Genomic DNA, 24,921 nt, shown 5'->3' on the forward strand with positions numbered 1-24,921 from the left:
GGCGCTAATGGGTGAAGGTCGCCACGGCCAGTGAAAACCGGGGCCCACCAGGGAAGAGGATTTCGTCTTCCCGGTGGACCCCGGTGCTTTTCCGGTACGGAATCGCTCTCAGCTGGTGATGTCCTTCGTCGCGAACCGGCGGCCGGCCAGAAGGAAGAACACCGTGCCGTACAACGCCGCGGACAGCATGCCGTTGGCCATGTTCGTCCAGTCGATGTCGGTCGAGATCAGATCCATCCACGAGAACGCGAAATGCGTCGGAAGGTAGTCGCGCAGCCCTTCCAGCGCGGTGATCTGGTCGAGGATCTGCGAAACGATCGCGACGATCACCGCGCCGCCGACGGCGCCCAGCGGGGCGTCGGTGGCGACCGAGAGCAGCATCGCCAGACCGGCCACCCACGCCAGCTGCAGGATGATGTAGATCGTCGCGAGCCCCATGGCGACGAGGCTGTCGCCGAACGACACCGCGTCCCCGGTCGGGCTGATCGCGTCGCCCGCGCCGTACCAGATGACGCCGACCACCAGCGAAACCAGCGGCAACAGGATCAGCGCGACCGCGGAGAGGATGCCGGAGACGATCGCCTTCTGCCGCAGCACCCGATGCCGGGGGACCGGCATCGCGAGCAGGTACTTCAGGCTCGACCACGACGCCTCACTCGCGATCGTGTCGCCGTAGAACAACGCCACGATCATCGGGAGCAGGAACGTCCCGGACACGAACAGCGCGAGCACCACGAAGTTCGGCGCGCTCGCGGTGGCGAGGTCGACGAAGCCGCCGCTGCGGCGGTTCGGGTTGGCCTGCCCGATCTCGAACGCGATCACCAGGATGAACGGCAGCAGCGCGACGAACCCCAGCATCAGCTGGGTCCGCCGCCGTTTGAGCTGCCGTTTCAGTTCGACGCCGAGCCGCAGCGTCCGGTCGGCGCGGTAACCCGCCACCGCCCCGTCCGGGCCGACCTCGGTCGGTTCGTGCGACGCGACCTCGGTCAGCTCCAGCAGGGCCGCCGGATCGGTGTGCACGCCGTGATCCGCCCGGGTCGCCGGGCCGGAACCATTGGTCTTACTCACCCTTCGAGTCCTCTCCGACCAGCTGCAGGAACGCGTCTTCCAGACGGCGCCGCGGCCCGGCCTGCTCGACCGCGACTCCGGCCCGCACCAGGGCGGCGACCGCTTCGGCGCGCGCGAGACCGTCGAGATCCGCGTGGACGAGTTCGCCGTCGACGTCGACGCCGGAAACACCGCCGACCTTTCGCAGCGCTTCGGCCGCTTCGGCGGGCTTGTCTACCCGGAACGTCGCCTCGCCGCTGGACGCGGCCAGTTCCCCGACCTCACCCGAGGCGACCAGCATGCCGCGGTGCATCACGACCACGTGCGTACAGGTCTGCTCGACCTCGGCCAGCAGGTGGCTCGAGACCACCACGGTGCGCCCGGTCGCCGCGTAGCGCTGAAGCACCTCGCGCATCTGGTGGATCTGTGGCGGGTCGAGCCCGTTGGTCGGTTCGTCGAGCACCATGAGCTCCGGCAGGCCGAGCATCGCCTGCGCGATCGCGAGCCGTTGCCGCATGCCCTGGCTGTAGGTGCGGACCCGCCGGTTCACCGCGTCGCCGAGCCCGGCGATCTCCAGTGCCTCGGCGAAATGCGCCTTGTCCCGCGGGCGGCCCGTGCTCGCCCAGTACAGCTCCAGGTTCTCCTTGCCGGACAGGTGCGGCAGGAAGCCCGAACCCTCCACAAAGGACCCGATCCGGGACAGCACCGGCGCGCCGGGCGCGATCAGGTGGCCGAACACGCGGATGGTGCCCGCGGTCGGCGTGATGAGCCCCATCAGCATGCGCAGGGTGGTCGTCTTGCCCGCGCCGTTCGGCCCGAGCAGGCCGAGCACCTGACCGGGTTCGACGCGGAACGAGAGATCCTTCACCGCGACGAACCCGCCCGCGTAGGCCTTGCGCAGACCCTCGATCACGAGGGGCGTCTTCGCCAGGCTCTCGTCGACGTCGTGGGCGCGGCGGCGGCGGAAGGCGGCGATCACGGTGATCGCGATCCCCGCGAGCAGCGTTCCGGCGATCCCGAGCAACTGCGCGGTGGGCGCGCCCGCGCCGACCGAGTTACCGGGGACGACCGGCACGCCGAGCCGTCCGCCGTCCGCCAGCCCGATGCGGAACACGGCGGGCTCGACGGGCGTCGCGAACGCCTGATCCGTCGTGGCGACGACCAGCCGCAGTGTGTGCCCCGCTTCCAAGGGCCGCACGATGCCCGGCAGCGTCACGGTCACCTCGACCGGGCTGCCGTCGGCGGGCAGGCCCGAGACGCGGAAGGGGGCGACGGCGTTGGCCGGAAGCGTGCGGACACCTTCCGAGTTGACGTCGTAGAGCTTCGCGAACAGGACGGCTTCCTTCTGGGGAGCCGCGGTGGAGGGGTCGGCCGAGATCTGGAGCCGGACCGTCGACGAACCGGCCGCGATCGTCTGCGCGTCGAGGGGCGGCGTCGCGAATTGCGCGGCCTGCCCTGGCGGGTCCAGGCTGAACAGTCCGGAAAGGCGGGACGAACCCGCCACCGCGCCGTTGAGCCCGGGGATCCCGCTCACCGCGGCGGGGTTGCCGCCGGCGGGACGCACGACCGGCTGGGCCGGGCCCGCCAGGGTGAACTGGCGCCGTTCGGTGGCGTCCCCGGTCGCTCCCGGGTACGCCGGTGCGGTGACGGTCCGGACCGAAGGGGCGCCGTTGGCCCGCAGGGTGCCCTGGATGTCGTAACTGAACCCGGTGCCGGGATCGGTGCCCTGCCCGGTGAGGGAGAACTTGAGGAAGTCGGCGATCTGCCCGCGCAGTTTCTGCCCGGGCTTCCCGCCGTCGTGGCCGCCGGTGTACCAGATCGTGCGGACCTTGCCGCCCGCCGCGGTGATCTGCCGCGCGGTCGCGTCGGACTGGTCCAATCCGAACAGCGTGTCACTTTCGCCCTGTACCAGCAGGGTCGGCACGGTGATCTTGTCCGTCACGGACGCGGGGGAGACCCGGCGGAGCAGATCGACGGTCTTCTGGCTCGCCTTCCCCGTGGTGGCGAGCTCGGTGTAGGCCTGGCAGACCTCGGCGGTGAACCGTCCACAAGGGTCGGCCGGGCCGGACGGTGGCCGCTGCCCGTTCTGGCCGCCGAGCGGCAGGGACTGCGCCGCGGCCCCCGCCGCGCCCGTGCCCTGTGCCGCACCGGATTCGCTCGTCTCGTCACCCGCTTCGGGGGCGTCGTTGGCGGGGGAGCCGCTCTGCGCCGCGCCGGAACCGGCGGAGAAGAAGATGCCCGCCCACGACTTCTTGAAGACGCCGTCGGCGGCGAACGCGCCGGCGGCCGGAGTCGTGGCGTTCGGCGCGGCCGGGGCGGCGGCGTTCGGGAAGAGGCCCTGCGCGAGATCGTTGTAGGTGATCACCGGCGCGATCGCGTCGACCCGCTTGTCGGTCCCGGCGAGCAGCAGGGAAAGCGCGCCACCGTACGAAGCGCCGGACACGGCCACCTTCGGGTCGCCGTTCTCTTTGAGGACGTCGGGGCGCGTGGCCAGGCCGTCGATCAGCTTCTTGGCGTCGGCGACCTCGCGGTCGGGGTCGTTCAGCGCGATCTTCCCGGTGCTGCGGCCGAAACCGCGCGCGGACCAGGTCAGCACGACGAAACCCTTGTCGGCGAGTTCGCGGGCCTCGGCGGCGACACTGTTCTTGTCACCGCCGAAACCGTGGGCGAGCAGGACGGCCGGAGCCGGGGTCTGTTCGGGCAGGTACGTGGTCGTGTCGATCTTCACGACCTCGGACGAGCCCGGGGCTTCGGGCAGGTCGAGGGTCGCGTCCTGGGTTTCGACCGCGGACGGGGCGGGTTCGCTGTTCGTCCACACGACGGCCGCGGCGGCCAGGACCACCACGACCGCGGCGAGCGCGGTGAGCTTCGCGCTTCGCGTGCGAGGGAGCGGGATTCGGGGCACGGAACGACCGTATTTCACCGAAGCTGAGAACCGCTTCCCCGGCACACACGGACCACACAAGCGTGACGTTAGGCCGCCACCGGAACGGGTACTCAAGTAGTGAGAAGAGGTGGGTGTGACGGGAGTTACGCCATCATCTTGGTGACAAGGGCAACCTTAACTGGCGTCATGCGTACAGACAGGTCAAACTGGACCAGCTGTGAGGGGAGTATTCCTTCGCGGCGGTGTCGTCAGCACGGTGGTCTTCGCAGGCCCCCGGCACCGTCGGCCGGTTTTCGTACCGGCGGAAGAGACCTCCGGTTAGTTGCTGCTGTGCACTTTCCGGAGGGTTGGTTACATGTCTGTTCCCCTGTGGCTATGGATCGCCACGGTCGGCGGTCTGCTCGCGCTGATCGCACTCGACCTGGTCATCGTCGATCGCAAGCCGCATGAGGTCACCACCGGCGAAGCCGCCAGGTGGGTCATCTTCTACATCGCCGTGGCCATCGCGTTCGGCGTCGGCGTCTGGGTCTTCGCCGGGCACGACTTCGGTGTCCAGTTCTTCACCGGGTACATCACCGAGTACTCGCTGAGCGTCGACAACCTGTTCATCTTCATGATCATCATGACGTCGTTCAAGGTGCCCGCGATCCACCAGCACCGGGTGCTGCTGATCGGCATCCTGCTCGCGCTCGCCATGCGCAGCGTGTTCATCGCCGTGGGCGCCGCGCTGATCGCGCAGTTCGTCTGGGTCTTCTTCCTCTTCGGCGCCGTCCTCGTCTGGACCGCGGTCAGCATGGTCCGCAACAAGGACGAAGAAGAGGAATACGAGGAGAACGCGCTCACCCGCTGGGTGCGCAAGCTCTTCCCGGTCACCGAAGAGTGGCACGGGCACAAGTCCTTCGTGAAGAAGGACGGCAAGCGCTGGATCACCCCGATGTTCCTGGTGATCGTCGCGATCGGCAGCGCGGACCTGCTGTTCGCGGTCGACTCGATCCCCGCGATCTTCGGTATCACCCAGGAGGCCTTCCTGGTCTTCACCGCCAACGCGTTCGCGCTGATGGGCCTGCGCCAGCTGTACTTCCTGCTCGGTGGCCTCGTCACCAAGCTGGTGTACCTGTCCTACGGCCTCGCGGTGATCCTCGCCTTCATCGGCGCCAAGCTGTTCCTGCACGCGCTGCACGAGTACCACGTCGTCCCGGACTGGCTGGACATCAACAACTGGGTCTCCCTGGGCGTCATCGTCGTGGTCCTGACCGTGACGACGGTGGCCAGCCTCGCGAAGGCGAAGAAGCTGGAAGCCGCTGAGCGGGAATCTTCGATCAGTAGTTAGAACTGCTAAGGATCGGGTACCGTCGGGGCCGTGCGTCCCGTTGACATCGAAGCCCTGACGGTCCCCGGCATCCTCGCGCTGCGCGGCGACCTGCTGCTCACCGCGGTGAGCAGGCCTGATCTGAAGACGAACGGCTACCGCGGAGCCCTGCGCAAGGTCGACCTGGGTGGCGGCGGGGAAGAGGCCTGGACCCACGGGGCCAGGGACTCCGCCCCCGCCATCTCACCGGACGGCCGGTGGGTCGCGTTCCTCCGGGCCGGAGAGGGCTCCGGACGCGCGGCCAAGCCGCAGGTGCACGTGATGCCCGCGGCCGGCGGCGACGCGAAGCGGATCACCGGCCTGCCCCTCGGCGCGGGCGCACCGGTCTGGGCACCCGATTCCCGGCGGATCGCGTTCGTCGCCCGCGTGCCCGAGCCGGGCCGGTACGGCACCGAGAACGCGGACGGCGAAACCCCGGAGCCGGGCGAAGAAGCGCCGCGCCACATCAAGAACCTCTTCTACCGCGTCGACGACGTGGGTTTCCTCAACGACCGTCCACAGCGTCTGTTCGTCGTGGACGCCGTCGCCGCGCTGGACGAGGAGCCGCCCGCCGAGCTCACGCCGCTGACCGACGACCGGGCCGACGTCGACCATCCTTCGTGGACGGCCGACGGCGAGCAGATCCTGTTCACCGCTCCGCGTGACTGGGCCGCCGAAGACACCGTCCGTTCGGACGTCTACGCCGTGCCCGCGGGCGGTGGCGAACCTCGGCCACTGGTCCGGTCCCTGGGCACCGCGGATCGGCCCGTCGTCGCCCCGGACGGTTCGATCCTGTTCTACGGCAACGAATTCTCCGGTATGGAAGACGTCGCTCGCAACACCGGGCTCTGGCAGGCGCCGTGGCCCTCCGGTGACGAACCCTCTGCACCGCGCCGGCTGACCGACGTCGAAACGGTGGACTGCGACCACGCGGCCAGTCCTCCCGTCGTCGTCGGCGACGAGGTCCTCGTCGTGGCCAGCAACCGCGGTGCCGCGGAGCTGCGTGCCGTTCCCCTCGGCGCCGAACTCGCCGAGCTGAAGTCCCTGCGCCGCCTCGCCGGTGAACGCACCGCGGTGAAGTCGTTCGCCGTCGACGGCGAACGGATCGTCGCGGTGATCGGGACGCCCGTGAGTTCCGGTGACGTCGTGCTGCTTTCCGGTGGCGGACAGCGTGTGCTCACCGACTACTCGAAGGCGTTGCGGGACACCGGGATCCTGCCGCTGGAGGAACTGGACGCGACCGCCCCGGACGGCTATCCGGTCCACGGCTGGGTCGTCCGGCCCGCCGGAGACGGGCCGCATCCCGTGGTCCTGATGGTCCACGGTGGACCGTTCGCGGCGTACGAATGGAAGGTCTTCGACGAGGCGCAGGTGCTCGCCGACGCGGGCTACGCCGTCGTGCTCGGCAACCCGCGCGGTTCCGCCGGCTACGGCGAAAGCCACGGCCGGAGCATCGTCCACGGACTCGGCACCGTGGACGCGGACGATCTGCTGGCATTGCTGGACGAAGCGCTCAAACTGCCGAATCTCGACAGCGACCGCGTCGGAGTGATGGGCGGCTCGTACGGCGGGTTCATGACGAGCTGGCTCGCCGCGCACCACGGCGGCCGGTTCCGTGCCGCGTGGAGCGAGCGCGCGGTCAACGCGTGGGACTCGTTCGTCGGTAGTTCCGACATCGGCTGGTTCTTCGCCGGAGGGTACGCCGGTGACGACATCGAGGAGCAGCGCAAGCGCAGCCCGCTGACGTACGCGGGGAAGATCGACATCCCGTTCATGGTCGTGCACTCCGAGCAGGACTGGCGATGCCCGCTGGAGCAGGCGCAGCGGATGTACGTGGCACTGCGGCAGAACGGCGTCGCGGCCGAATTCCTGCTGTTCCCCGGCGAGGGGCACGAACTCACCCGGTCCGGGCTGCCGCGGCACCGGGTGCAGCGGTTCGACGCCGTGCTGGAGTGGTGGGGCCGTCACCTCTGAACCTCGTGAGTGGTGGGGGCGGGTGGGTGCCGCCCACACCCCCACCAAGGCCCGACCACCGCCCGGGGGTGGGGAAAANGTAAACGATTTCTTCCCACCGCTTCGGAGAACCCGGCTGGTGTGGGGCCGGCTTGGGGGAACAAGGGGGTGGGGCGTTCCTGGGCGGCCGGTGCGAACCGGTCGCCCAGGCACGTCGTGCACCGGGATCTCCAAGTGTCAGCCGCGTCGTGAGCTCCGGCGCACGATCAGCTTCGCCTGAAGCGTGGTCGTCGTGGCCTTGCGCGTGCTGTCGCCGATCCGGGCGAGCAGCAGCTCGGCGGCGACCCTGCCCACCTCGTTCGCGGGCTGGGCGACCACCGTGAGCGGCGGGTCGATCAGCGTCGTCCACGGCGCGTCGTCGAACGACACGATCCCGACGTCCTGCCCCGAGCGCAGGCCGCGGGCGGCCAAGGCCTCCAGGACCCCGATCGTCATCGTGCTGTTGCCGACCAGGAGCGCGTCCGGCGGCTCGGGCTCGTCGAGCAGGCTGAGCGCGGCGAGCCTGCCGCCCTCGGCGCGGAACTCGGCACGCCGCGTGAGCGCGTTCTCCTCACCGACCGCGTCGGTGTAACCGGCCAGCCGGTCTTCGGCCGTGCGCACCCCGGGCGGCCCGCTGACGCAGGCGACCCGCCGGTACCCGCCGTCGAGCAGGTGCCGGGTGGCGTCGCGGGCGGCGAGCCGGGTGTCGACCAGCACCTGGTCGCCGGTGTTCTCCAGCAGCGGCCGGTCGACGGCGACCACGGGAGTGCCGCGTTCGGTCAGCCGGTCGACGTTGGTGGCCCGGCCGGTGGGAGAGAGCACGACGCCGGCGACCCGTTCCTGGAGCGCGACGTCTATGTAGCGCCGCTCCTTCTCCTCGTTGTCGTCGGCGTTGCACAGCACCACCGAATAGCCCGCCGTCTGCGCGATGTCCTCGACGCCGCGGGCGATCGCGGTGAAGAAGGGGTTCTCCACGTCGGAGATGATGAGCGCGAGTACCGCGGTCTCCTGACGGCGCAGATTCCTCGCGAGCCCGTTCGGGTGGTATCCCAATTCGGCCGCGGCGGCCTGCACCCTTGCCGCGAGCACCGGGTCCACAGTGGACTTCCCGTTGAGCGTTCTCGACACGGTCGCCGTCGAAACCCCGGCCTTCGCCGCCACGTCGTTGATGGTGGCCACCGTGACCTCCCCTTCCGCAGGTGTGTTGACACCCTCGCACGGGAAGAATAGCTTGACCGACAATCGTTACCATCCGCTGATCGCGCTACTCGCGCGGAGGAGTTCGGAGGCGTCGTGCGGGAACCGGGCCTGGTGCTCGGCGTCGACATCGGCACCTCGAGTTCCAAAGGCGTCCTCGTCGATTCCCGGGGCACCGTGGTGGCACGGGCGTCCCGGCCGCACGAAACCTCCCGGCCGCGTCCCGGCTGGTTCGAGCACGACGCGGAAACCGTGTGGTGGCAAGACTTCGTGGCGCTGGCGAGGGAGCTTTCGACGGCCGCCGGGGATCATCCCATCATCGGAGTGTCGGTCAGCGGGATCGGGCCGGTGCTGTTGCCGGCCGAAGCTTCCGGCAAACCTTTGCGTCCCGCGATCCTTTACGGCGTCGACACCCGCGCATCTGACGAAATCCTGGAATTGAACCGGGAATTCGGCGAAGAATCCATTGTGGAACGCGGCGGGAGCGCGCTCGGCTCACAGGCTGTCGGGCCGAAATGGCGCTGGCTGGCCAAGAACGAGCCGGACGTATTCGAGCGGGCGAAGCTCTTCTTGATGGCGAGTTCGTTCCTCGTGCTGCGATTGACCGGTGAATACGTCCTCGACCATCATTCGGCGAGCCAATGCGATCCGATGTACGACCTGCGCGAGGCGCGCTGGGCGCCGGACCGGGCCGCGGCGATCGCCCCCGGCGTCGAGCTGCCGAGGCTCGCGTGGCCGACCGAGGTGGCCGGTTCGATCACCGCCGGGGCGGCCGCGGAAACCGGCTTGCCGCAAGGGATCCCGGTGACGGCGGGAACGGTGGACGCCTGGGCCGAGGCGACCAGTGTCGGGGTCACCGCGCCCGGCGACACCATGCTCATGTACGGCACCACCATGTTCCTGATCCAGATGCTCGCCGATCCCCGCCCCGGGCGGGGGCTGTGGACGACCCGCGGTGCCTTCCCCGGCAGCTATTCGCTCGCCGCGGGGATGGCCACCTCCGGCGCGATCACCGATTGGCTGCGGGAACTCGTCGGCGGCGAGTTCGGGGAGCTGGCCGCGGCGGCGGCCGAGGTACCGGCGGGCAGCCGCGGCCTGCTGATGCTGCCGTATTTCGCGGGAGAGCGGACACCCGTGCCGGACCCGGACGCGAGGGGGATCGTCGCCGGGCTCACCACGTCCCACGATCGTGCGGATCTGTACCGCGCGGCCCTGGAAGGCACCGCGTACGGCGTGCGGCACAACCTCGAAGCCATGCGCGAGGCCGGTGGCGGCGCCGGCCGGTTCGTCGCCGTCGGCGGCGGGACACAGGGCGGTGTGTGGACACGGATCGTCAGCGACGTCGCGCGGATCGAGCAGGAGATCCCCGCGGAAACCATCGGCGCCGCGTTCGGTGACGCCGTCCTCGCCTCGGTCGCGCTGGGCAGGAAACCGGATCTCGAAGCCTGGAACCCCGTCGCCGAGATCGTCCGCCCCGGCGCGGACGCCGACGTCTACGACGAGTTCTATCCGCACTACCGTGACCTGTACCGGTCCACTGTGGACATCGCTCACTTCCTGGCGCGCAAGAACTCGCTCGCCTTCAGTCCCGAGAACTCCCGGCAATCCCGGCTCAGGTGAGCCTGGTCGGCGTAACCCGCCGAGAACGCCAGCGAGGCGAGATCCGGCGCCGTTCCCGCGAGGCCGATGGCGCGCTGGAACCGGGTGACCCGCAGGTACGTGGCCGGTCCGTAGCCGACCGCGAGAGTGAACCGCCGCCGCAACTGCCGTTCGCCGGTGGTGAAGCCGTCCAGTGCGGCCGAAACCCGGGCGACGCCGCCGTCCAGCCTGGCGATGAGCTCCGAGACCTCCCGGTCGGCCCGGCCGGGTCCGCGCCGCTCGACGACGTCGATCAGCGAAGCCGCGCCGGAGAGCACGCGTTCGGCCAGCAGCTCGCCCTCCCCGCCCCACAGGTCGCCGAGGGGGACACGCTGGTCGCGCAGCTCGTCGGCGCCCAAGCCCAGGACGTCACCCGCTCTGCCGGGGGCGAACCGCACGCCCCGCGCCGGGCCGCTGGTCTCCCAGGTCCAGGCCGCGGTGTCCGGCCCGGCGACGAAGACCTCGCCGCCGCTCTCCACCAGGTCCACGCAGCCGTCGGGCACGATCCGCTTCGGCGCCGTGCCCGTGTCCTCCCACAGGCAGCGCACCACGCCGGACGGCTCGCCGGGTGCCGTCGTCTCCCGATACACGGTTGCCATGATGCCCCCGGCCTACGACAGAATCGGGCCGTGTCCGAAGCAGAGATCGATTCACTGGCCTGGATCCACGTCCGCGACCGCCGTCTGCTGTCGGTGCGGACCGAGGGAAAGGCCAAGTTCTACCTGCCTGGAGGCAAGCGCGAACCCGGCGAGGGCGACGTCGCCGGGCTGTGCCGGGAGATCAGGGAGGAACTCGGCATCGAGCTCGACCCGCCGAGCTTCCGCTTCTTCGCGGTGCTGAACGAGCAGGCCGACGGTTACGCGGACGGCCGCCGAGTCCGCATGACCTGTTACACCGCCGATCATCGCGGCGAGCCCGAGCCCGGCCGTGAGATCGCGGAGTCCGCCTGGCTGTCGTCGGCCGACGCGCACCTCTGCCCGCCGGCGGGAAGGCGGGTGCTCAGGCTGCTTGCCGACGCGGGTCTCGTCGACTAGTCAGGTCACTCAAAGTGAGCTGTTCGGCTCACAGTGCTTACGCCGATCGCCGTATGACCAGGGGCTCCCCATTCACTGGGACACCCAAAAGGGTGAATATCGGGTTTCTTCCCGATAACGGCTAACGCGGAGTCACCTTCGTGCGAGAAGTAGTCGACGCACTCGACGGAAGTGCGCTCGGACGAGAGAAGACCTCTCCATGGGTGTTCCCACCGCGACCCCTCCGGCATCGGCGCCGGGGCAGGGTGCCCCCGGCAGGCTGAAGCCGCTGGGGACCGTCGTGGTCGTGCTGGGTGTGATGGCCGTCGCCGTCACCCTGACCAGCTACGTGCTGCCGAAGGCCTCCAGGCCCGTGCAGAGCCCGCCCGCGCCGCAGGTCGAACAAGCCGCGGCCGCCGTGCGCACGGTGCTGCACACCGTCGTCTACGAGCTTTCCGGCGCGAAAGGCGCCCAGAACGTCACCTACGTCGCGCAGGGCTCGGAACTCATGCAGAAGACCGACGTGACGACGCCGTGGAGCACCACCTTCGAGCGCAGGAGCGAAGAAGGCCGCGACGAGTTCTACAGCCTGTCCGCGCAGGGTTCGGGTAGCGGCGCGCTGCGGTGCCGGATCCTCGTCGACGGCGAGGTCGTCAGCGAACGCATCGCCCCCGCCCCGGGCGCGCCGGTGACCTGCACCGCCTGATCCTGCGGCAGGATCATCCGGGTGACGGATGGTGCGATCGAGTTCGGCCCGGTGCTCGCCGTGGTCCTGGCCGTGCTGGCGATCTTCGGCGCTGCGGTGGTGCAGTTCGGGCGGCTCGGGCAGGGCAAGGCGGTGCTGTTCGCGGCCGGGCGGGCCGTCGTCCAGCTCGCCGCCGTGTCGCTGGTCATCGTGGGGATCCTGAAATCAGGCTGGCTGACCGGCGGTTTCGTGCTGCTGATGTTCACGATCGCGGCGGTCACCTCGGCGCGCCGGATCGGGGTGGCGAAGGATCTGGCGTGGGTCGCGCTCGCCATCGCGTCCGGTGTGGTGCCGGTGCTGACGCTCGTGCTCGCGACCGGGGTGGTCCCGTGGCGGCCGATCGCGATCGTGCCGATCGCCGGGATCGTCATCGGCGGCGCGATGTCCGCGACCTCACAGGCGGCGCGGCGGGCGCTGGACGAACTCGTTTCCCGCCACGGCGAATACGAAGCCGCGCTGGCGCTGGGCTTCCTGCGCCGCCCGGCCGCGCTGGAGATCTGCCGCCCCTCGGCGGGACACGCGCTGATCCCCGCCCTCGACCAGACCCGCACGGTCGGCCTGGTCACCTTGCCCGGCGCCTACGTCGGTGTCCTCCTCGGTGGCGCCGGGCCGGTGCAGGCCGGGGTGACCCAGGTGCTCGTGCTGATCGGGCTGCTGGCCGCCGAGGCGGTCGCGGTCCTGGTCGTCGTGCACCTGGTTGCGGCGGGCCGGATCAGCCGAAAGGCGACTGGAGATGCGACGTGTCGTTGAACCGCCGCACCATCCAGTCGTCGCCCGACACCACCAGATGTGAGATCGAGCCGTTGTCCGCGCCCAGGAACGCGAACCGGTTCTTCGCGCCGCTCGCCTGCGCGAAGACCTCGCCGATGACACCGCCGTGGGTGAACACGGCGATCCTCCGGTCGGGATTGGCCGCCGCGAGCCTGCCGATGGCCGCCCTGATCCGCCCGCCGAACGACTCCATCGTCTCCGCGCCGGGAATGACGTCCCAGCGCTGTTCGCGCCACAGCTGTTCGACGATCGGGTGACCTTCGTAGGTGTAGCGCCGGAAAAGCCCGTTCTCCCACTCACCGAGGTGGATCTCGCGCAGGTCCGGCTCGACTTCCGGCGTGAGCCCGAGCTTCGCCGCCAGCGGTGCCGCGGTCTGCGGCGTCCGGCGCAGTGTCGTCACGTACAGTGCTGAGATCCGCTCGTCCGCCAGACGGCGCCCCACCCGCTCGGCGTGATCCCTGCCTTCCGGCGCCAGGTCCGGATCGGCCTGCCCGTCGACGAGGTCGAATGGGTGGTCGCCCTTCGCCGGAGCGGATTCACCGTGGCGGACAAGGAAGATCTCGGTCGCGCCAGGTGGGGGAGAGAACCGGTGCTGGCGGTATTCGACTTCCTGCTCAGGGGTGCTCATACCCCGGACCCTACCGAGCTAGCCGAGCTGTTTGTCCACGAAACACCAGCGCCAGGTCTCGCCGGGTTCGTGGCTGCGCATCACCGGGTGCAGGGTGTCGTGGAAGTGCTCGGTCGCGTGCTTGCCCGGTGAGGAGTCGCAGCAGGCGACGTTCCCGCATTTGACGCATTCACGCAGATGCACCCAGGTCATCCCGTTCTCGACGCAGACGGCGCACACGTCGGGGGAGCTGGGTTCGACCGCGGGCCACTCCTTGGTGAGATGTTTGCAGGATCCCGCCGTCGCGGCGGGGGTGCGCAGTTCCCGATCGGAGTCCGGCACGGTCTCCTCCTCCCTGTCCAGCATGGATTCCTCGATGTCGAGGCGTTCGAGGATCCGGCGCAGGACATCATCATCGGCCATGCCGGAGTCACGCGCCTCCAGGAACTTCTCCCGTTCGACTTCGAGTAGCCGCAGCCTCAGCCGCCGGTACGCGTCGCTCGGTGTCTCGGACAGCGCACTCTGCCTGCCGAGCTCCTCCCAGGCCGAGTCCGAGCGGTGCTGGAGCCGGCTGCGCAGGCGTTCGACGATGTCGTCGGGGTCCTCGGGCGTCCGGATCTTCTCCAGTTCTTCGAGCGCGGCCCTGGTCATGTCGTGGAGGACGGCCGCCTCCTGCAGCGCGTCCTCGGCCGGATCGGGCGGCGGCAGTTTCAGGCGGCGGACCAGCACCGGCAGCGTCGTCCCGTGCAGCAGCAGCGTTCCCGCCACCACGACGAACGCGACCAGCACCAGCACGGCCCGCTGCGGGGTGTCCGCGGGCAGCACGAACGCCGCCGCGAGCGTGACGACCCCGCGCATCCCCGCCCACGCGATCACCGCCGAATACCGCCACGGCCAGGCGTGACGGTGGAACACGCGTCGCGCCAGGCCGATGCCCGCCATCCAGACGATCCGGGTGACGATGGTCGCGGCCAGCGTGGCGGCGCAGATCAGGACCAGTTCCAGCGCGGTCAGCCCGCTGTCGCCGACCTCGGTCATGATCCGGCGGACCTGCAGGCCGATCAGCAGGAAGACTATGTTCTCCAGCAGGAACTGGATGGTCTGCCAGTTCAGCCTGCTGGCCAGGCGCGAGCGGCCCGAAAGCATGCTCGGCGCCTTGTGCCCGAGGATCAGCCCCGCGACGACCACGGCGATCACGCCGGAACCGTGGATCGCCTCGGCGGCCAGATAGGCGACGAACGGGACCACCAGCGACAGCGCGGTGTCGGTGACCGGGTCTTCCAGGCGGGTGCGGATCAGCGCGGCGAGCGCGCCGACGGCGAACCCGATCACCAGCCCGCCGCCCGCGGCCAGCAGGAAATCCCCGCCGACCTGCAACAGGCTCACCGAACCCGCGATGGCCGCGATGGCGGTCCGCAACGCGACCAGCGCGGCCGCGTCGTTGAACAGGCTTTCGCCCTCCAGCAGCCTGGTCAGCTTGCGCGGCATCCCGACCTTGCGGGCGACGGCGGTGGCCGCGACCGCGTCGGGCGGCGCGACCACCGCGCCGATGGCGAGCCCGGCGGCCAGCGGCAGGCCGGGGATCACCAGCCACGCCACGACCCCGACCGCGGCCGTGGTGAAGATGACGAGACCCACCGACAACAGCAGGATCGGCCCGCGGTTGCGCCGGAAGTCGATGAGCGACGTGCGGATCGCGGTGGCGTACAGCAGCGGGGGCAGCAGCCCCAGGAGCACGACCTCCGGATCCAGTTCGTACTCCGGGACGCCCGGCACGTACGACGCGGCGACCCCGACGGCGATCAGGCACAGGGGCGCCGACCAGTCGAGTTTCCGCGCCGCGGCGGTGACCAGGAGGACGGCCACCACCAGCGCTACTAGTTCTACCGCGATCTCCACGCCGCTCATCATCACCCGGGAGCGTCACCACGCGCGCACCGAGGCCCGGCTAACGCTCCTCGAACCGCACCAGATTGCCCGCCGGGTCGCGGAAAGAGCAGTCGAAAGCGCCCCAGGACTGCTTCATCGGTTCTTGGACGACGTCCGCGCCCGCCGCCTGGATCCGGTCGAAGGTACCGACCAGATCCGGCGTGGACAGCACGATGATGCCGTGGACGCCCTTGGCCATCAGCTCGGCGATCGTCGCGCGTTCCTCGTCGGTGATCTCCAGATCGGCGGCGGGCGGGTGGAGCACGAGTGACGTCCCCGGCTGTCCCGGCGGGCCGACCGTGGCCCGGAGCGGGCCCCGGTCGCGCACTTCGAAGCCCAGGATGTCGCGATAGAAGGAAAGTGAAGCCTCGAGATCGTCCGCGGGAAGGTAGGACGCCTGAATCGAGAGGGTCATACGACTCAAGGTAGGTCGGCGCGCGGCGGTGACGCTTCTCGATTCCTGATCGGTCGCATGACCTGTTTGACGACGCAGCCGGGCATACCCCGGCCGTCTTCCGCCGCCTGTTTGCGGTACGCGCTCGGCGAGATGCCGACCAGCTCGGAGAAGCGCGTGCTGAACGTGCCCAGCGACGAGAAACCGACGTCGAAGCACACTTCGGTGACCGACATGTCCCCGCGGCGCAGCAGCATCATGGCCCGCTCGATCCGGCGGGTCATCAGGTAGCTGTACGGCGATTCGCCGTACGCGGCGCGGAACTCGCGGCTGAGGTGCCCGGCGGAGACGTGCACGCCGCGCGCCAGCGCTTCGACGTCCAACGGCTGCGCGTAGTCGCGGTCGATCCGGTCGCGGACACGGCGCAGCATCGCCAGGTCCCGCAGGCGCGGGTCGGGTTTGCCGGTCACCCGGAAAGCGTAACCCACGCCCGCACGGGAGAGGCCCCCTTCGCCGGGTGGCGAAGGGGGCCTCGGGTGACTCCCGCGCTAAAGGGTGATCTTGTCGATGTTGGGGCCGCCGTTCGCCGTGGTGGCGACCGCCTTGATCTTGTTCGCTCCCGCCGCCAGCGTGACCTTGACGGTCCTGGTCGTCCAGTTCGGCCAGGCCCCGGTGCCACCGAAGCCGACACCGGACGCGCTGATCGAGCCGTTGACGGAGAAGTCCAGCGGCCGGTTCGCCGTCGTCCCGTTGGCGTAACGGACGACCACGTCGTAGGTGCCCGCGGCCGGCACGTTCACCGTCCACTCGACCGAGCTGCCCGCGACGTTGTCGTAGTTGACGAATCCGGTGCCGGTGAACCCGGCGTGGTTCGACTCCACCGCGCCCTGGACGATCGTGGCCTCCTCGGCCTGGTAGTCGACCGGGTTGGCCGGTCCGGAGCCGTCGGCGGGAACGGTCTGCGTGCCGGTGTTCCAGCCCGAGACCCGGACCGAAGGCTTGGATCCCTTGAGGTCGGCGGTGCGGTACTTCGCGGTCAGCGTGGTCGTTTCACCCGGCCACAGGCTCACCGCGTTGTCGTTCCACTCCACCGGCAGCACCGGCTTGCCCCCGGCGTCCACGACCTTCGAGTCGACGTAGAACGCCGGGAGCTTGCCGCCCGAGGTGTTCTTCAGCGTCACGGTGGTCGTGGTGGTGCCGTCGCCACCGGCGACCGACTTCGCCGTCGCGCTGACCGCGGACTGGCCGAGGTTCTTCAGCCCGGTCAGGTCGGCGTAACCCGACTGGGGCGTGTAGTACCAGTCGCTGCCGGCCCAGTTCAGCGTGTCGGCCTTGGTGGAGAGCCAGTACACGTTCCGGCTGACCTCCTTGCCGGAGGAGTCGGTGAGCACCAGCTTCGCCAGGTAGGTGTTCGACAGCCCGCTCACCGCCGGGACGGTGACCGCGGTGGCCTTGGCGCCCAGCGCGCCGACCGACATCCCGGTCTTGGTGTTGCTGTACTTCTCGGTGCCGTCGAGGTTGTACAGCTTCGTGGTCGCCGTCAGCCCGCTCACCGCGTTCGACGTCTGGTTGATCACCACGACCGACCGGTTGTCGTGCGAGTACTGGATGTGCAGCGGTTCGTTGGCCTTCTTCGCCCCGTAGTAGGCGCCGTTCTGGTCCATGTAGGCGTCGAACAGCTGCCAGTGCAGCGAGGTCCACGGGCTGTTGAGCATCCAGTAGATCAACCCGGTCGACGGGTTGGTCGAGTCGGTGTAGTTGCGCGAGTGCGACTCGAACTCCGCGCGGACGTTCTCGTACTGCGCGAGCTGCGCCTTCCGCACGAAGTCGTTCAGGTCGGCAGGCGCGCCGTAGCGCTTGGTGAGCGCGTTGGCGAACAGCTTCAGGTTCGCGAACGTCGTCGACGACGAACGGTGGTACTGGGGTGCGGACGGGTCCTTCCACATCGTTTCCAGCTCACTGTCCGACATCATCCGCTTCAACGTGTCCATCGTCGGGATGTCGACGCCCGCGCTGGTCTCGGAGTTGAAGCTCCAGGCGCCACCGCGGTCCTTCTGCGACTTGTCGTACCAGTAGACGGGCGGGACGTAGTCGTACGGGCCGTTCATCTTCATGCCGGAGGCGCCCGTGATCGGGGACGGCCTCTTCGACGCCGACGGGATCACCGGAAGGGTGAAGTCGGCGGCCTTCATCGCGTCGAGATAACCCTGCTCGATCCGCCGGTCCGGCGCGAAGTCGCTGCCGATGTGGAACGAGATGACGCTCGGGTGGTCACGCAGGCGCTCGGCTTCGGAGAACATCGACGCCTTGGCGATCGGGTAGTCCGACTCGACCCACGGCTCGCCCTTCTCCTCGCCGTTGACGTGCCCTTCCCATTTGTCGCAGCATTCCCAGCCGGGCATCGTCAGCACACCGAGGTCGTCGGCGAGGTCGAAGAACTCGTCCGGCTCGATGTGGCCTTCCAGGCGGACCGTGTTGAGCCCGAGGTTCAGCACGTACTTGAGCTTGTCGGCCGCCGCGGTCTCGTTCCAGCGCAGGAACAGGTCAGGGGTGTAGCCGCCGCCGCGGATCAGCAGCGGTTTGCCGTTGACGCTGTACTGCCGCCCGCCGCTGGAGTTCAGCGGTGCCTTGACGTCGCGGACACCGAACTTCGACTTCGAGGTGTCGGACGGCGTTCCGCCGACACTCGCGGTCAGATCGAGTTCGTACCGGTGCTGGCCGCCCATCCCGGCTGGCCACCAGAGATTCGGCTTGTCGAGCCCGACCACCGGGAACGTCACGGTCTTGCGTTCCTTGGCGGCCAGCGAGACGGTCTGGGTGACCGGCTTGCCCGCGACCGTGCCGGCGACGGTGGCCTGCACCGCGTCCGCCGTGTCGTTGCGGACGTCGGCCTTCACGGTCAGGTCGGCGTGGTCGAGCGAGGAGTTCAGCTTCTGGACCACGTGGGCGCTGCGCAGCGCGACCGGGCCGCTGCGGCGGACGAGGACGTCGCGCACGATCCCCATGTTCTGGTCCGGCGGGGTCTGCGCCCAGTCGATCCAGCCCATCGAGAGGTCGTTGTCGGGGTCGTTGGGGTAGACCTTGAACGCGACGCTGTTGATGCCCTGACGCACGTGCGAGGTGATGTCCAGGTCGTGGCGGGTGTAGGCACCGTTGACCTGGTCCTTCGTCGCGATCCTGGTGCCGTTGACCCAGACGTCGGCCTTCGAGAGCACACCGCTGAAGTCGAGGTACGTGCGCTTCGAGGTGTCCTCGACGTTCAGGTCCGTGCGGTACCACCACGGCACCGAGAACTGCGCGGTCGGGACGTTCTTCATGTTCGTCGAGTAGAACGGGTCGGCGTACTTGCCGTTCTGCAGCAATCCGGCGTAGACCGTCGAGCGGGACGACACCGGGTACCAGCCGGCGGTGGGGAAGCCCGGCTTCGACACCGCCGAATCGTCGCTGACCTGCGCCGAAGACTGGATCACGTAGCCGGGGATCGGGGTGGCGTTACCCGCGACGGCCACCTCCGCGCCGGTGGCGACGGGGGCGGTGGTCACCCCGCAGACCGCGGCGGCCAGCGCGGTGACGGTCAAGGCCAGTAACGGGAGCCGGGTTCTCTTCTGCCGAAAACTCACGAGCGCGCCTCCTCGGGCACACGGCGGCGGACCTTTGGTGAAATCGTTAAGAAAGTTCCCTAACAATGTGGGGGAGATAGTAGCCGCCACCGCACGCGGAGAACAGACCCTTGCGCCGGGTTCGTCAGCCGACGGGTGCCACGTAGATCCACTGCCCGTCGACGCGGACGAAGTGGCTGTTCTCGTGCATGCTGTCCGCCCGCCGGTCCTGCCGGTAGTGGGCCCGGAACTCCACGGTGCCCTCCTTTTCCAGCAGTCCGCCGCCGGTCTTGCCGAGGATCTCCAGGAACGTCCAACGCTGTCCGGGATCGAGCTCGAGCTCGGCGGGCCTGGTCTTCGGATGCCAGGTCTTCATGAGATAAGCGGTGTTGCCGACGGCGAACGCGCTGAACCGCGACCGCATCAGGAGTTCGGCGGTCGGTGCGGCCGAGGCTCCCCGATGGAAGCGGCCGCAGCACGCGCCATAGGGCTCGCCAAGGCCGCAGGGGCAACGGGACTCGTCGGTGATCACGTCGGCGATTGTGTCATCGAGCCGCCGCGGTGGTTTCGAGGTCTCGCGCCTGCTTGAGCCAGCCGGTGAACAGGTCGGCGTCGATGTCCTCGACGGAGCGCAGCTTGACGTGCGCCATCTCCCGCGCGCTCGCCTCCAGCCTGCCGGACTCGTCGTCGATGAGCTGGCCCTTCCACAGGGCGAAGGTGACGTACGACGAGTAGGCCTTCAGTAGGCAGACGAGGTTCTTCCCGACGGCTTCGCCGGCGCTCCAGGTCGGGGAGGCGTGGTACATCGCCTCGATGGAGCCGGGCAGGGCGGCGTTGACGATCGGGCGCAACGCGGTGGCGACTTCGCGCAGGTTCTCGGGCAGGGCTGCGATGTAGTCGTCGACGTTCGCGAACTTGGCCATGACTCGTTCTCCTTCGGTCGGTGTGCTGCGCCCAGCTAACCTTCCGACGGCTGAAGTTGTCAAGACAAAAAATTTAGTCGGTGGGTTTGAATGTCTGACCTCGTGTTTCCAGCGCTTCGCGGATGATGCGGAGCGCTTTGGGGCCGACGCCGTGCAGGCTCGCGAGCTCGGCTTCCGTCGCGCGGGTGAAGTGCTCCAGCCGGGTGTAACCGGCGGCGGTGAAGGCGCGTGTCGCCGGGTTGCCGATACCGGGCGGCAGGTCGGTCTGTTCGTTCATGGGTGTCCTCTTCGGTCAGTGGCCGTGCCGTCGCATCCATTGTGGACTGCAGCAGAACTCGCACGGTTCGAGCTCACCGGGGGCGACGGAACCCCAGGCGAGACGCGTGGCGTCGTGGACGTTCATGCCCTGCCGATGCGCGCGCCCCTGGCCCTTGCGCAGCCCAGTGCAATCCGGGTCGTTGTGTTGGCGTTTCCCCCTGAGGTCCGGAAGCCGTGGGAGAGGACGTTCGGTGGCGGCTTACGGCACAGCGAGCACCACGAGACCGGCATGTCGTGGACGCAGTCCTCTTCGGCTTTCACGGCTTTCGCCTGCTCATCGGCCTGCTCGGGCGCGGTGTCGTCGAGCACGCCCCACCAGAGGAAGTCGCGGGCCCGCGTCGCCGCGACGAGATGCTGCCTGCCGCGTAACTCACGGCGTTCCTCCTCGGCCTGGCTCCCGGTCACGCTCTCGTGGGTGTTCTGCAGTACCAGCACGGCCTCGAAGTCCAAGCCCTTCGCCCGGTGCACAGTGCCGACCTTGAGCTTGCCGTCGGCCGCACCGGTGTAGTGCTCCAGTGCCAGCGTGGGGATCCCGGCCGCACGCAGGATCTCGGCGCATCGGCCGAGATCCTTGTGGTGGAAGACGATCAGCGCCGAATGGTCAAGGCGTACCGGCAGTTTCCGGACCGCTTCGACCAGCGCGCCGGGCAGTTCTCCGGACGTGCCCCGCCAGGTCTCGGTCGTGCCGCCCTCGCTGGCGGACTCGGCCGCGCGGAGAGCGATCCCGTCGGCGCCGTCGAGATCGTCGACCCGGTTCGTCGCGTCGAAACGCCGCGCGAAGCCCAGAACCTCGGCACGGTTGCGGTAGTTCACCTTCAGGATCTCGCCGCGGCCCTGGACGGGGATGCCGGCGTCGGACAGTCGCCAGCCGCCGGGGTAGACCTGCTGCTGACCGTCTCCGACCAGCAGAAGCCGGTTCGGACCGTCACCGGCCAGGTCGCGCAGCAGTCGCAGCCCGCACAGCGGGATGTCCTGCACCTCGTCGACGACGACTCCCGCGTACGGCGTTTCGAGTGGCCGCCTCGCGAGTTCGGTGCGGCCGAGCTCGATCAGGTCGTTATAGTCGTGCACGCCCCTTTCGGCCAGTCCTCGCTGGTAGTGCTCATAAAGGTCCCAGACGTGCGCTTTCTGGCTCGCGTCGAGCCGGAGGATACGTCCACGCCGCTGGACCGCGACGTAGCCGGCCAGCGTCGTGATGCCCCTGCCCTTGATCACCCGGTCCAGTTCCGTGCGCCAGTAGTCGACGCTCGGTTCGATGACCTGCAACTTCTCACGGTGGGCCATCCACGCGAAGCTGAATGCCGTGTCGATCTTGGGCCGATCCACCTGCACGGGCACTTCGCGCTCGGCGAGGAACCGGCGGACCCAGGCGTGCAGGTTCGTGAACTCGACGCGACCGTCCAGCTCGGGCGCGAGCCGGTCGAAGGCCGTCTTGATCACCGAAGGCAGCGTGTGGACGTAGGTGGTGAACAGCAGCGGCCCGGTGCTGAGCCGGGCCAGATGCCTGAGCCGGTGGAGAGCGACGACCGTCTTGCCGGTCCCCGCCGGGCCACTGATCCGCGCCGGTCCCGAGTAGTCCCGCTTGACGATCGCGTTCTGCTGAGGATGCAGGAAGGTGAGCCACGAATCGAACGGACGTCGCTGGGCTGCTCCGAGCTGGTCTTCGATCAGTTCGGTGACGTCCAGCAGCCCTCCCGCGCTCGGCTCACGGTCCGGCTGCTGGACGGCCAGGGACCGGTAGCCGCGCAGCCGTCGTTCCGCCTGCTCCGCGATGGCGGCGACCGACCGTTTGTCGAGATGGAGCGCGTCCCGCCGGAAAATCCGGCCGAGGCTCGACTCGGTCAGTGACCAGTGGACGCCGTCCTGACGGGGGTCGCCCGCGCCCTGGCCGATCACCGCGAGGTGGATGGCGCTCTCGGCCAGGGAACGGCCCTGTGGGCCGGGGATTCCGGCGAAGCGCTCTTTCGCATGGCGCAGGATCTGGTTCGCGGTCTCGAAATCAGGCCCCTTGTCCGAGATCAGGAGAGCGAAAACGCCGGTCTGCCCGATCAGGAAGGCGTCCGCGCTCCGGCTGTCCCCCGACGGCAGCGCCGCGTTGACCATGAGCCGCCAGCCCGTACCGGTCCGGCTGAGCAAGGCGGTGAGCACGTTGCGTTGTAGTGAGTCCAGCCCGGTGAAGGTTCTCGCGAGTATTTCTCGAGCCTGGTTTTCGAGTCGCCTTCTGGAATGGTCGCTCCTGCTCACATGCGTTCCGTTCGTCGGTGGTGGTTCAAGGTGCGGGGAACTCGACGGCGATATCGGCGGCCGTCTCAAGCGTCGCTTCGCTCGGCCGTCCGGAGGCCGGCGCGGACTCGGCGATCACGACCAGCTTCTTGGCCAGGCGGGAGTCGTAGTTCTTGCCGGTGAAACGGCTTCCCGGCGGTGTCTCGCCGAAGAGCACGACGTTGCCGGTGCCGTCCTTGTCGACGAGCCGTTTCAGGTCGCTCGCCTCGCTTGCCTTCGGCATCTTCACCCAGGCGACGGAGACGGTGATGGTGTTGCCGGCGCCGTCGTCGACGATGACCATCATGCGGTCGAGATCGACGCAAGGATGGCGCAGGAAGAAGCGCTGGACTTCACCGAAGGAATGCGGTCCGCATTCGAGTTCCCGTTTGGCGGTCTTCTTGAGCTGGCGCCAGCCAAGACGTTGCCATGATTCGGAATGACGGCCTTTCTGGGCGGATTTCTTGCTGGAGCTTTTGCCTTTGAGGGCTTGGCTCGCGGCGGAATCCAGGGAGGCGGCGGTGCCTCCGCCTATGCCGTTGGTGGCGGCGACGACCACTCCTGCCGTGGCCATCGCGCCCGCACCGTACTTGTATTTGACCCAACGGCCGTCCGGGCCGCGCGGTTGATTCACCATGATGCGCTCCGTCCCCTCCCAAGTCCGGAACGGCGATCTTGCTCCGGCTTTTGCGGAACAATCGAGGACTCTTGCGCCAATACGCCCGAACGGCGCAATCGATTCCGGGGTTTCCGCCGGTACTGAACAGTTTTAGGCATGACGAGGAGCCCGTCGCCGGTGTGGCTGGCGGGCTCCTCGGGTTCAGTGGTGGTGCAGGGTGTTGCGGCGGGGTTGTCGGAGCGGATCTCGGTATTGGGGCGGGATGAATTCCGGTAACCCATCGGCCGCCATGCGGACTTCCCAGTCACCGTGATGAATCAACCGGTGATGAAAACCGCACAACAGCACGAGATTCCGAAGATCCGTGGGTCCGCCGTCTGCCCAGTGCTCAATATGATGGGCGTGGCAGTTCTTGGGTTTCCGATGACAGCCCGGGAACGCGCAGCCACCATCGCGGATATTCAGCGCCCGGCGTTGGCCGGGCGTGACGAAGCGTCTGAGCCGTCCCACGTCGAGGGGTTCTCCGGCGGTGCTCATCACGACCGGCAACATCAGACAGTCGCAAGTGGCGAGCCGCGCTTCCAGGGCGGTCATCGTCCCAACGAAGTCGAGACACGCGGCGCCGAGATCGGATTTCAGCTCGTCGAGTCCGATGGTGACATGCACCAAGGTGCGGTAGCCGCTGGTTCCGGGCTGGTCCGGGCACGCGATCGCGAGGTCGAGGAGTTCGGCCCACGCGTCGCCCAGGCGCTCGCACTTCATCCGCAGATCCGCCTGACCGAACTCGTCCACCGGCCGCGGCTGGGCATACGCCTCCAGCGCAGCCGCCGTCCGGGCACCCGTCTCGTCATCAAGCAGCCCGGTCAACTTCCAGAACCCGTCCCGACGCCGCTCCAGAGTGATCTCCCGGCGTGGTTCCCTGGGCTCGGGGTCTTGGGGTTCGCTGCCGTCAGGATCCAACCAGCCCAGCAGTTTCGCCTCAGCGTCCACCAACTGGTGAGGACCGGCATTCGGGGCCAGATCAGCGAGGATCTTCTCCGCGACCGCCCGATCCTCAACCGAGGCATCGGCAGGCAACCTCTTCAAGATCTCCAGAATCTGATCGATCCGCTCATCCCCGACCAGCCCTTCAGCGGCGACCGCGGCCGTCTCGGGTGCCACGGCCGGGGCTTCGGTGCCATCCAGGTTCCGCGTCGGGTTCAAAGCCACCGCCCGCTTCACCACCGCACCCGCCTCAGCCCGCGACAACCCCGCCAACTCCGCGAACCAACTCGCCGTACTGCCATGCCCATACAAGTCCTTGGCGCCCCGAGACTCGACCTCCGCCAGAAACCGCCCCAAACCAGCGGTGGCCATCCGAATCACCCGCAACGACTGCTGCACACCATGCGCAAGCTCCAGCTTGCCGGCACGCCACAGTTCTTGCGGCAACTCAGGAAGGAAGGTCTCGGACACCCCTCAATAATACCCGAACAAATAGAACACATGTTCGTAATTTTAAGCAACAAGCGAAACGCGCGAACAACACCGAAGGTGATGCTGCTGCGCAGGGAGATCACGCAAAGAAAACGTGACGCATTTAGTCGGCTAAATGCGGGCGGACGTGCGCAAGTAGTCGGCTGAATGCGTACG

At 68.6% G+C, this 24,921-nt stretch carries 21 protein-coding genes; 6 read left to right on the forward strand and 15 right to left on the reverse strand.

Annotated elements, in window-relative coordinates; translation table 11 throughout:
- Positions 1–108: 108 nt before the first annotated feature.
- Both ACXIZN_RS07050 and ACXIZN_RS07055 read right to left on the reverse strand, forming a co-directional pair.
- Positions 109–1,068: an ABC transporter permease gene (locus ACXIZN_RS07050; RefSeq protein ID WP_052121043.1), complete on the reverse strand. Its 960-nt coding sequence runs from the start codon at positions 1,066–1,068 to the stop codon at positions 109–111.
- Positions 1,061–3,970, reverse strand: coding sequence for an alpha/beta fold hydrolase (locus ACXIZN_RS07055; RefSeq protein ID WP_457953168.1), 2,910 nt, complete (start codon positions 3,968–3,970; stop codon positions 1,061–1,063). The genes ACXIZN_RS07050 and ACXIZN_RS07055 overlap by 8 nt, the downstream gene beginning before the upstream one ends.
- Before the next feature lie 319 nt (positions 3,971–4,289).
- On the opposite strand from ACXIZN_RS07055, the gene ACXIZN_RS07060 reads away from it, so the two are divergent.
- Both ACXIZN_RS07060 and ACXIZN_RS07065 read left to right on the forward strand, forming a co-directional pair.
- Positions 4,290–5,264 (forward strand): TerC family protein, encoded by a 975-nt coding sequence (locus tag ACXIZN_RS07060; RefSeq protein WP_126734103.1) that lies wholly within the window; start codon positions 4,290–4,292, stop codon positions 5,262–5,264.
- 30 nt (positions 5,265–5,294) lie between these two features.
- The gene (locus ACXIZN_RS07065; RefSeq protein WP_457953169.1) at positions 5,295–7,256 is read left to right on the forward strand and encodes an alpha/beta fold hydrolase; all 1,962 of its coding nucleotides are present in this window, start codon (positions 5,295–5,297) and stop codon (positions 7,254–7,256) included.
- Positions 7,257–7,472: 216 nt separating this feature from the next.
- Here the strand turns inward: ACXIZN_RS07065 and ACXIZN_RS07070 are convergent, their stop codons facing one another.
- Entirely contained in the window at positions 7,473–8,453 is a 981-nt protein-coding gene (locus tag ACXIZN_RS07070) for a LacI family DNA-binding transcriptional regulator (RefSeq protein WP_457953170.1), read from the reverse strand.
- Positions 8,454–8,567: 114 nt separating this feature from the next.
- On the opposite strand from ACXIZN_RS07070, the gene ACXIZN_RS07075 reads away from it, so the two are divergent.
- Entirely contained in the window at positions 8,568–10,091 is a 1,524-nt protein-coding gene (locus ACXIZN_RS07075) for an FGGY-family carbohydrate kinase (protein ID WP_457953171.1), read from the forward strand.
- On the opposite strand, the gene ACXIZN_RS07080 is transcribed toward ACXIZN_RS07075, so the two are convergent.
- Positions 10,022–10,708 carry a helix-turn-helix domain-containing protein gene (locus tag ACXIZN_RS07080; protein WP_457953172.1) on the reverse strand — a complete coding sequence of 229 codons (687 nt, stop codon included), beginning with the start codon at positions 10,706–10,708 and terminating at the stop codon, positions 10,022–10,024. The genes ACXIZN_RS07075 and ACXIZN_RS07080 overlap by 70 nt on opposite strands.
- Before the next feature lie 30 nt (positions 10,709–10,738).
- Here ACXIZN_RS07080 and ACXIZN_RS07085 point away from each other — a divergent pair, with 30 nt between their 5' ends.
- The 3 genes from ACXIZN_RS07085 to ACXIZN_RS07095 all read left to right on the forward strand — a co-directional run bounded on the left by ACXIZN_RS07085 (position 10,739) and on the right by ACXIZN_RS07095 (position 12,617).
- Complete coding sequence (locus ACXIZN_RS07085; RefSeq protein WP_457953173.1) at positions 10,739–11,143, forward strand: NUDIX hydrolase; 405 nt, start codon at positions 10,739–10,741, stop codon at positions 11,141–11,143.
- Between the two features lie 199 nt (positions 11,144–11,342).
- Complete coding sequence (locus tag ACXIZN_RS07090; protein ID WP_457953174.1) at positions 11,343–11,828, forward strand: MmpS family transport accessory protein; 486 nt, start codon at positions 11,343–11,345, stop codon at positions 11,826–11,828.
- A gap of 21 nt (positions 11,829–11,849) precedes the next feature.
- Positions 11,850–12,617 (forward strand): ABC transporter permease, encoded by a 768-nt coding sequence (locus ACXIZN_RS07095; protein ID WP_457953175.1) that lies wholly within the window; start codon positions 11,850–11,852, stop codon positions 12,615–12,617.
- Here ACXIZN_RS07095 and ACXIZN_RS07100 read toward each other — a convergent pair.
- The 11 genes from ACXIZN_RS07100 to ACXIZN_RS07150 form a co-directional block, all read right to left on the reverse strand.
- Positions 12,580–13,266, reverse strand: coding sequence for a histidine phosphatase family protein (locus tag ACXIZN_RS07100; RefSeq protein ID WP_457953176.1), 687 nt, complete (start codon positions 13,264–13,266; stop codon positions 12,580–12,582). The two genes, ACXIZN_RS07095 and ACXIZN_RS07100, sit on opposite strands and share 38 nt — an antisense overlap.
- Positions 13,267–13,284: 18 nt before the next feature.
- On the reverse strand, positions 13,285–15,153 hold the full coding sequence (locus ACXIZN_RS07105) for a Na+/H+ antiporter (protein WP_457960469.1): 1,869 nt from the start codon (positions 15,151–15,153) through the stop codon (positions 13,285–13,287).
- Between the two features lie 40 nt (positions 15,154–15,193).
- On the reverse strand, positions 15,194–15,589 hold the full coding sequence (locus tag ACXIZN_RS07110) for a VOC family protein (protein WP_457953177.1): 396 nt from the start codon (positions 15,587–15,589) through the stop codon (positions 15,194–15,196).
- Positions 15,590–15,594: 5 nt separating this feature from the next.
- Positions 15,595–15,999, reverse strand: a complete 405-nt coding sequence (locus ACXIZN_RS07115) for a helix-turn-helix transcriptional regulator (protein WP_378367503.1) — start codon at positions 15,997–15,999, stop codon at positions 15,595–15,597.
- Between the two features lie 117 nt (positions 16,000–16,116).
- On the reverse strand, positions 16,117–19,188 hold the full coding sequence (locus ACXIZN_RS07120) for a glycosyl hydrolase 2 galactose-binding domain-containing protein (RefSeq protein ID WP_457953178.1): 3,072 nt from the start codon (positions 19,186–19,188) through the stop codon (positions 16,117–16,119).
- 124 nt (positions 19,189–19,312) lie between these two features.
- Positions 19,313–19,699 (reverse strand): YchJ family protein, encoded by a 387-nt coding sequence (locus tag ACXIZN_RS07125; protein WP_257485815.1) that lies wholly within the window; start codon positions 19,697–19,699, stop codon positions 19,313–19,315.
- A 13-nt stretch (positions 19,700–19,712) separates the two neighbouring features.
- On the reverse strand, positions 19,713–20,090 hold the full coding sequence (locus ACXIZN_RS07130; protein ID WP_457953179.1) for a DUF1801 domain-containing protein: 378 nt from the start codon (positions 20,088–20,090) through the stop codon (positions 19,713–19,715).
- A 73-nt stretch (positions 20,091–20,163) separates the two neighbouring features.
- Positions 20,164–20,367: a helix-hairpin-helix domain-containing protein gene (locus ACXIZN_RS07135; protein WP_257485817.1), complete on the reverse strand. Its 204-nt coding sequence runs from the start codon at positions 20,365–20,367 to the stop codon at positions 20,164–20,166.
- A 122-nt stretch (positions 20,368–20,489) separates the two neighbouring features.
- Positions 20,490–22,652, reverse strand: a complete 2,163-nt coding sequence (locus ACXIZN_RS07140; RefSeq protein ID WP_457953180.1) for a UvrD-helicase domain-containing protein — start codon at positions 22,650–22,652, stop codon at positions 20,490–20,492.
- Between the two features lie 25 nt (positions 22,653–22,677).
- Entirely contained in the window at positions 22,678–23,307 is a 630-nt protein-coding gene (locus ACXIZN_RS07145; protein ID WP_457953181.1) for a hypothetical protein, read from the reverse strand.
- A 183-nt stretch (positions 23,308–23,490) separates the two neighbouring features.
- Positions 23,491–24,744 (reverse strand): DUF222 domain-containing protein, encoded by a 1,254-nt coding sequence (locus ACXIZN_RS07150; protein ID WP_457953182.1) that lies wholly within the window; start codon positions 24,742–24,744, stop codon positions 23,491–23,493.
- Between the last annotated feature and the right edge of the window lie 177 nt (positions 24,745–24,921).

The organism is Amycolatopsis sp. TRM77291 (genome assembly GCF_054166285.1).

Coding starts and splice junctions, on each gene's coding strand:
- ACXIZN_RS07060 (WP_126734103.1), top strand. CDS start 4,290: ATGTCTGTTCCCCTGTGGCTATGGATCGCCACGGTCGGCGGTCTGCTC.
- ACXIZN_RS07080 (WP_457953172.1), bottom strand. CDS start 10,708: ATGGCAACCGTGTATCGGGAGACGACGGCACCCGGCGAGCCGTCCGGC.
- ACXIZN_RS07090 (WP_457953174.1), top strand. CDS start 11,343: ATGGGTGTTCCCACCGCGACCCCTCCGGCATCGGCGCCGGGGCAGGGT.
- ACXIZN_RS07100 (WP_457953176.1), bottom strand. CDS start 13,266: ATGAGCACCCCTGAGCAGGAAGTCGAATACCGCCAGCACCGGTTCTCT.
- ACXIZN_RS07105 (WP_457960469.1), bottom strand. CDS start 15,153: ATGAGCGGCGTGGAGATCGCGGTAGAACTAGTAGCGCTGGTGGTGGCC.
- ACXIZN_RS07110 (WP_457953177.1), bottom strand. CDS start 15,589: ATGACCCTCTCGATTCAGGCGTCCTACCTTCCCGCGGACGATCTCGAG.
- ACXIZN_RS07115 (WP_378367503.1), bottom strand. CDS start 15,999: ATGCTGCGCCGTGTCCGCGACCGGATCGACCGCGACTACGCGCAGCCG.
- ACXIZN_RS07130 (WP_457953179.1), bottom strand. CDS start 20,090: ATGGCCAAGTTCGCGAACGTCGACGACTACATCGCAGCCCTGCCCGAG.
- ACXIZN_RS07135 (WP_257485817.1), bottom strand. CDS start 20,367: ATGAACGAACAGACCGACCTGCCGCCCGGTATCGGCAACCCGGCGACA.
- ACXIZN_RS07145 (WP_457953181.1), bottom strand. CDS start 23,307: ATGGTGAATCAACCGCGCGGCCCGGACGGCCGTTGGGTCAAATACAAG.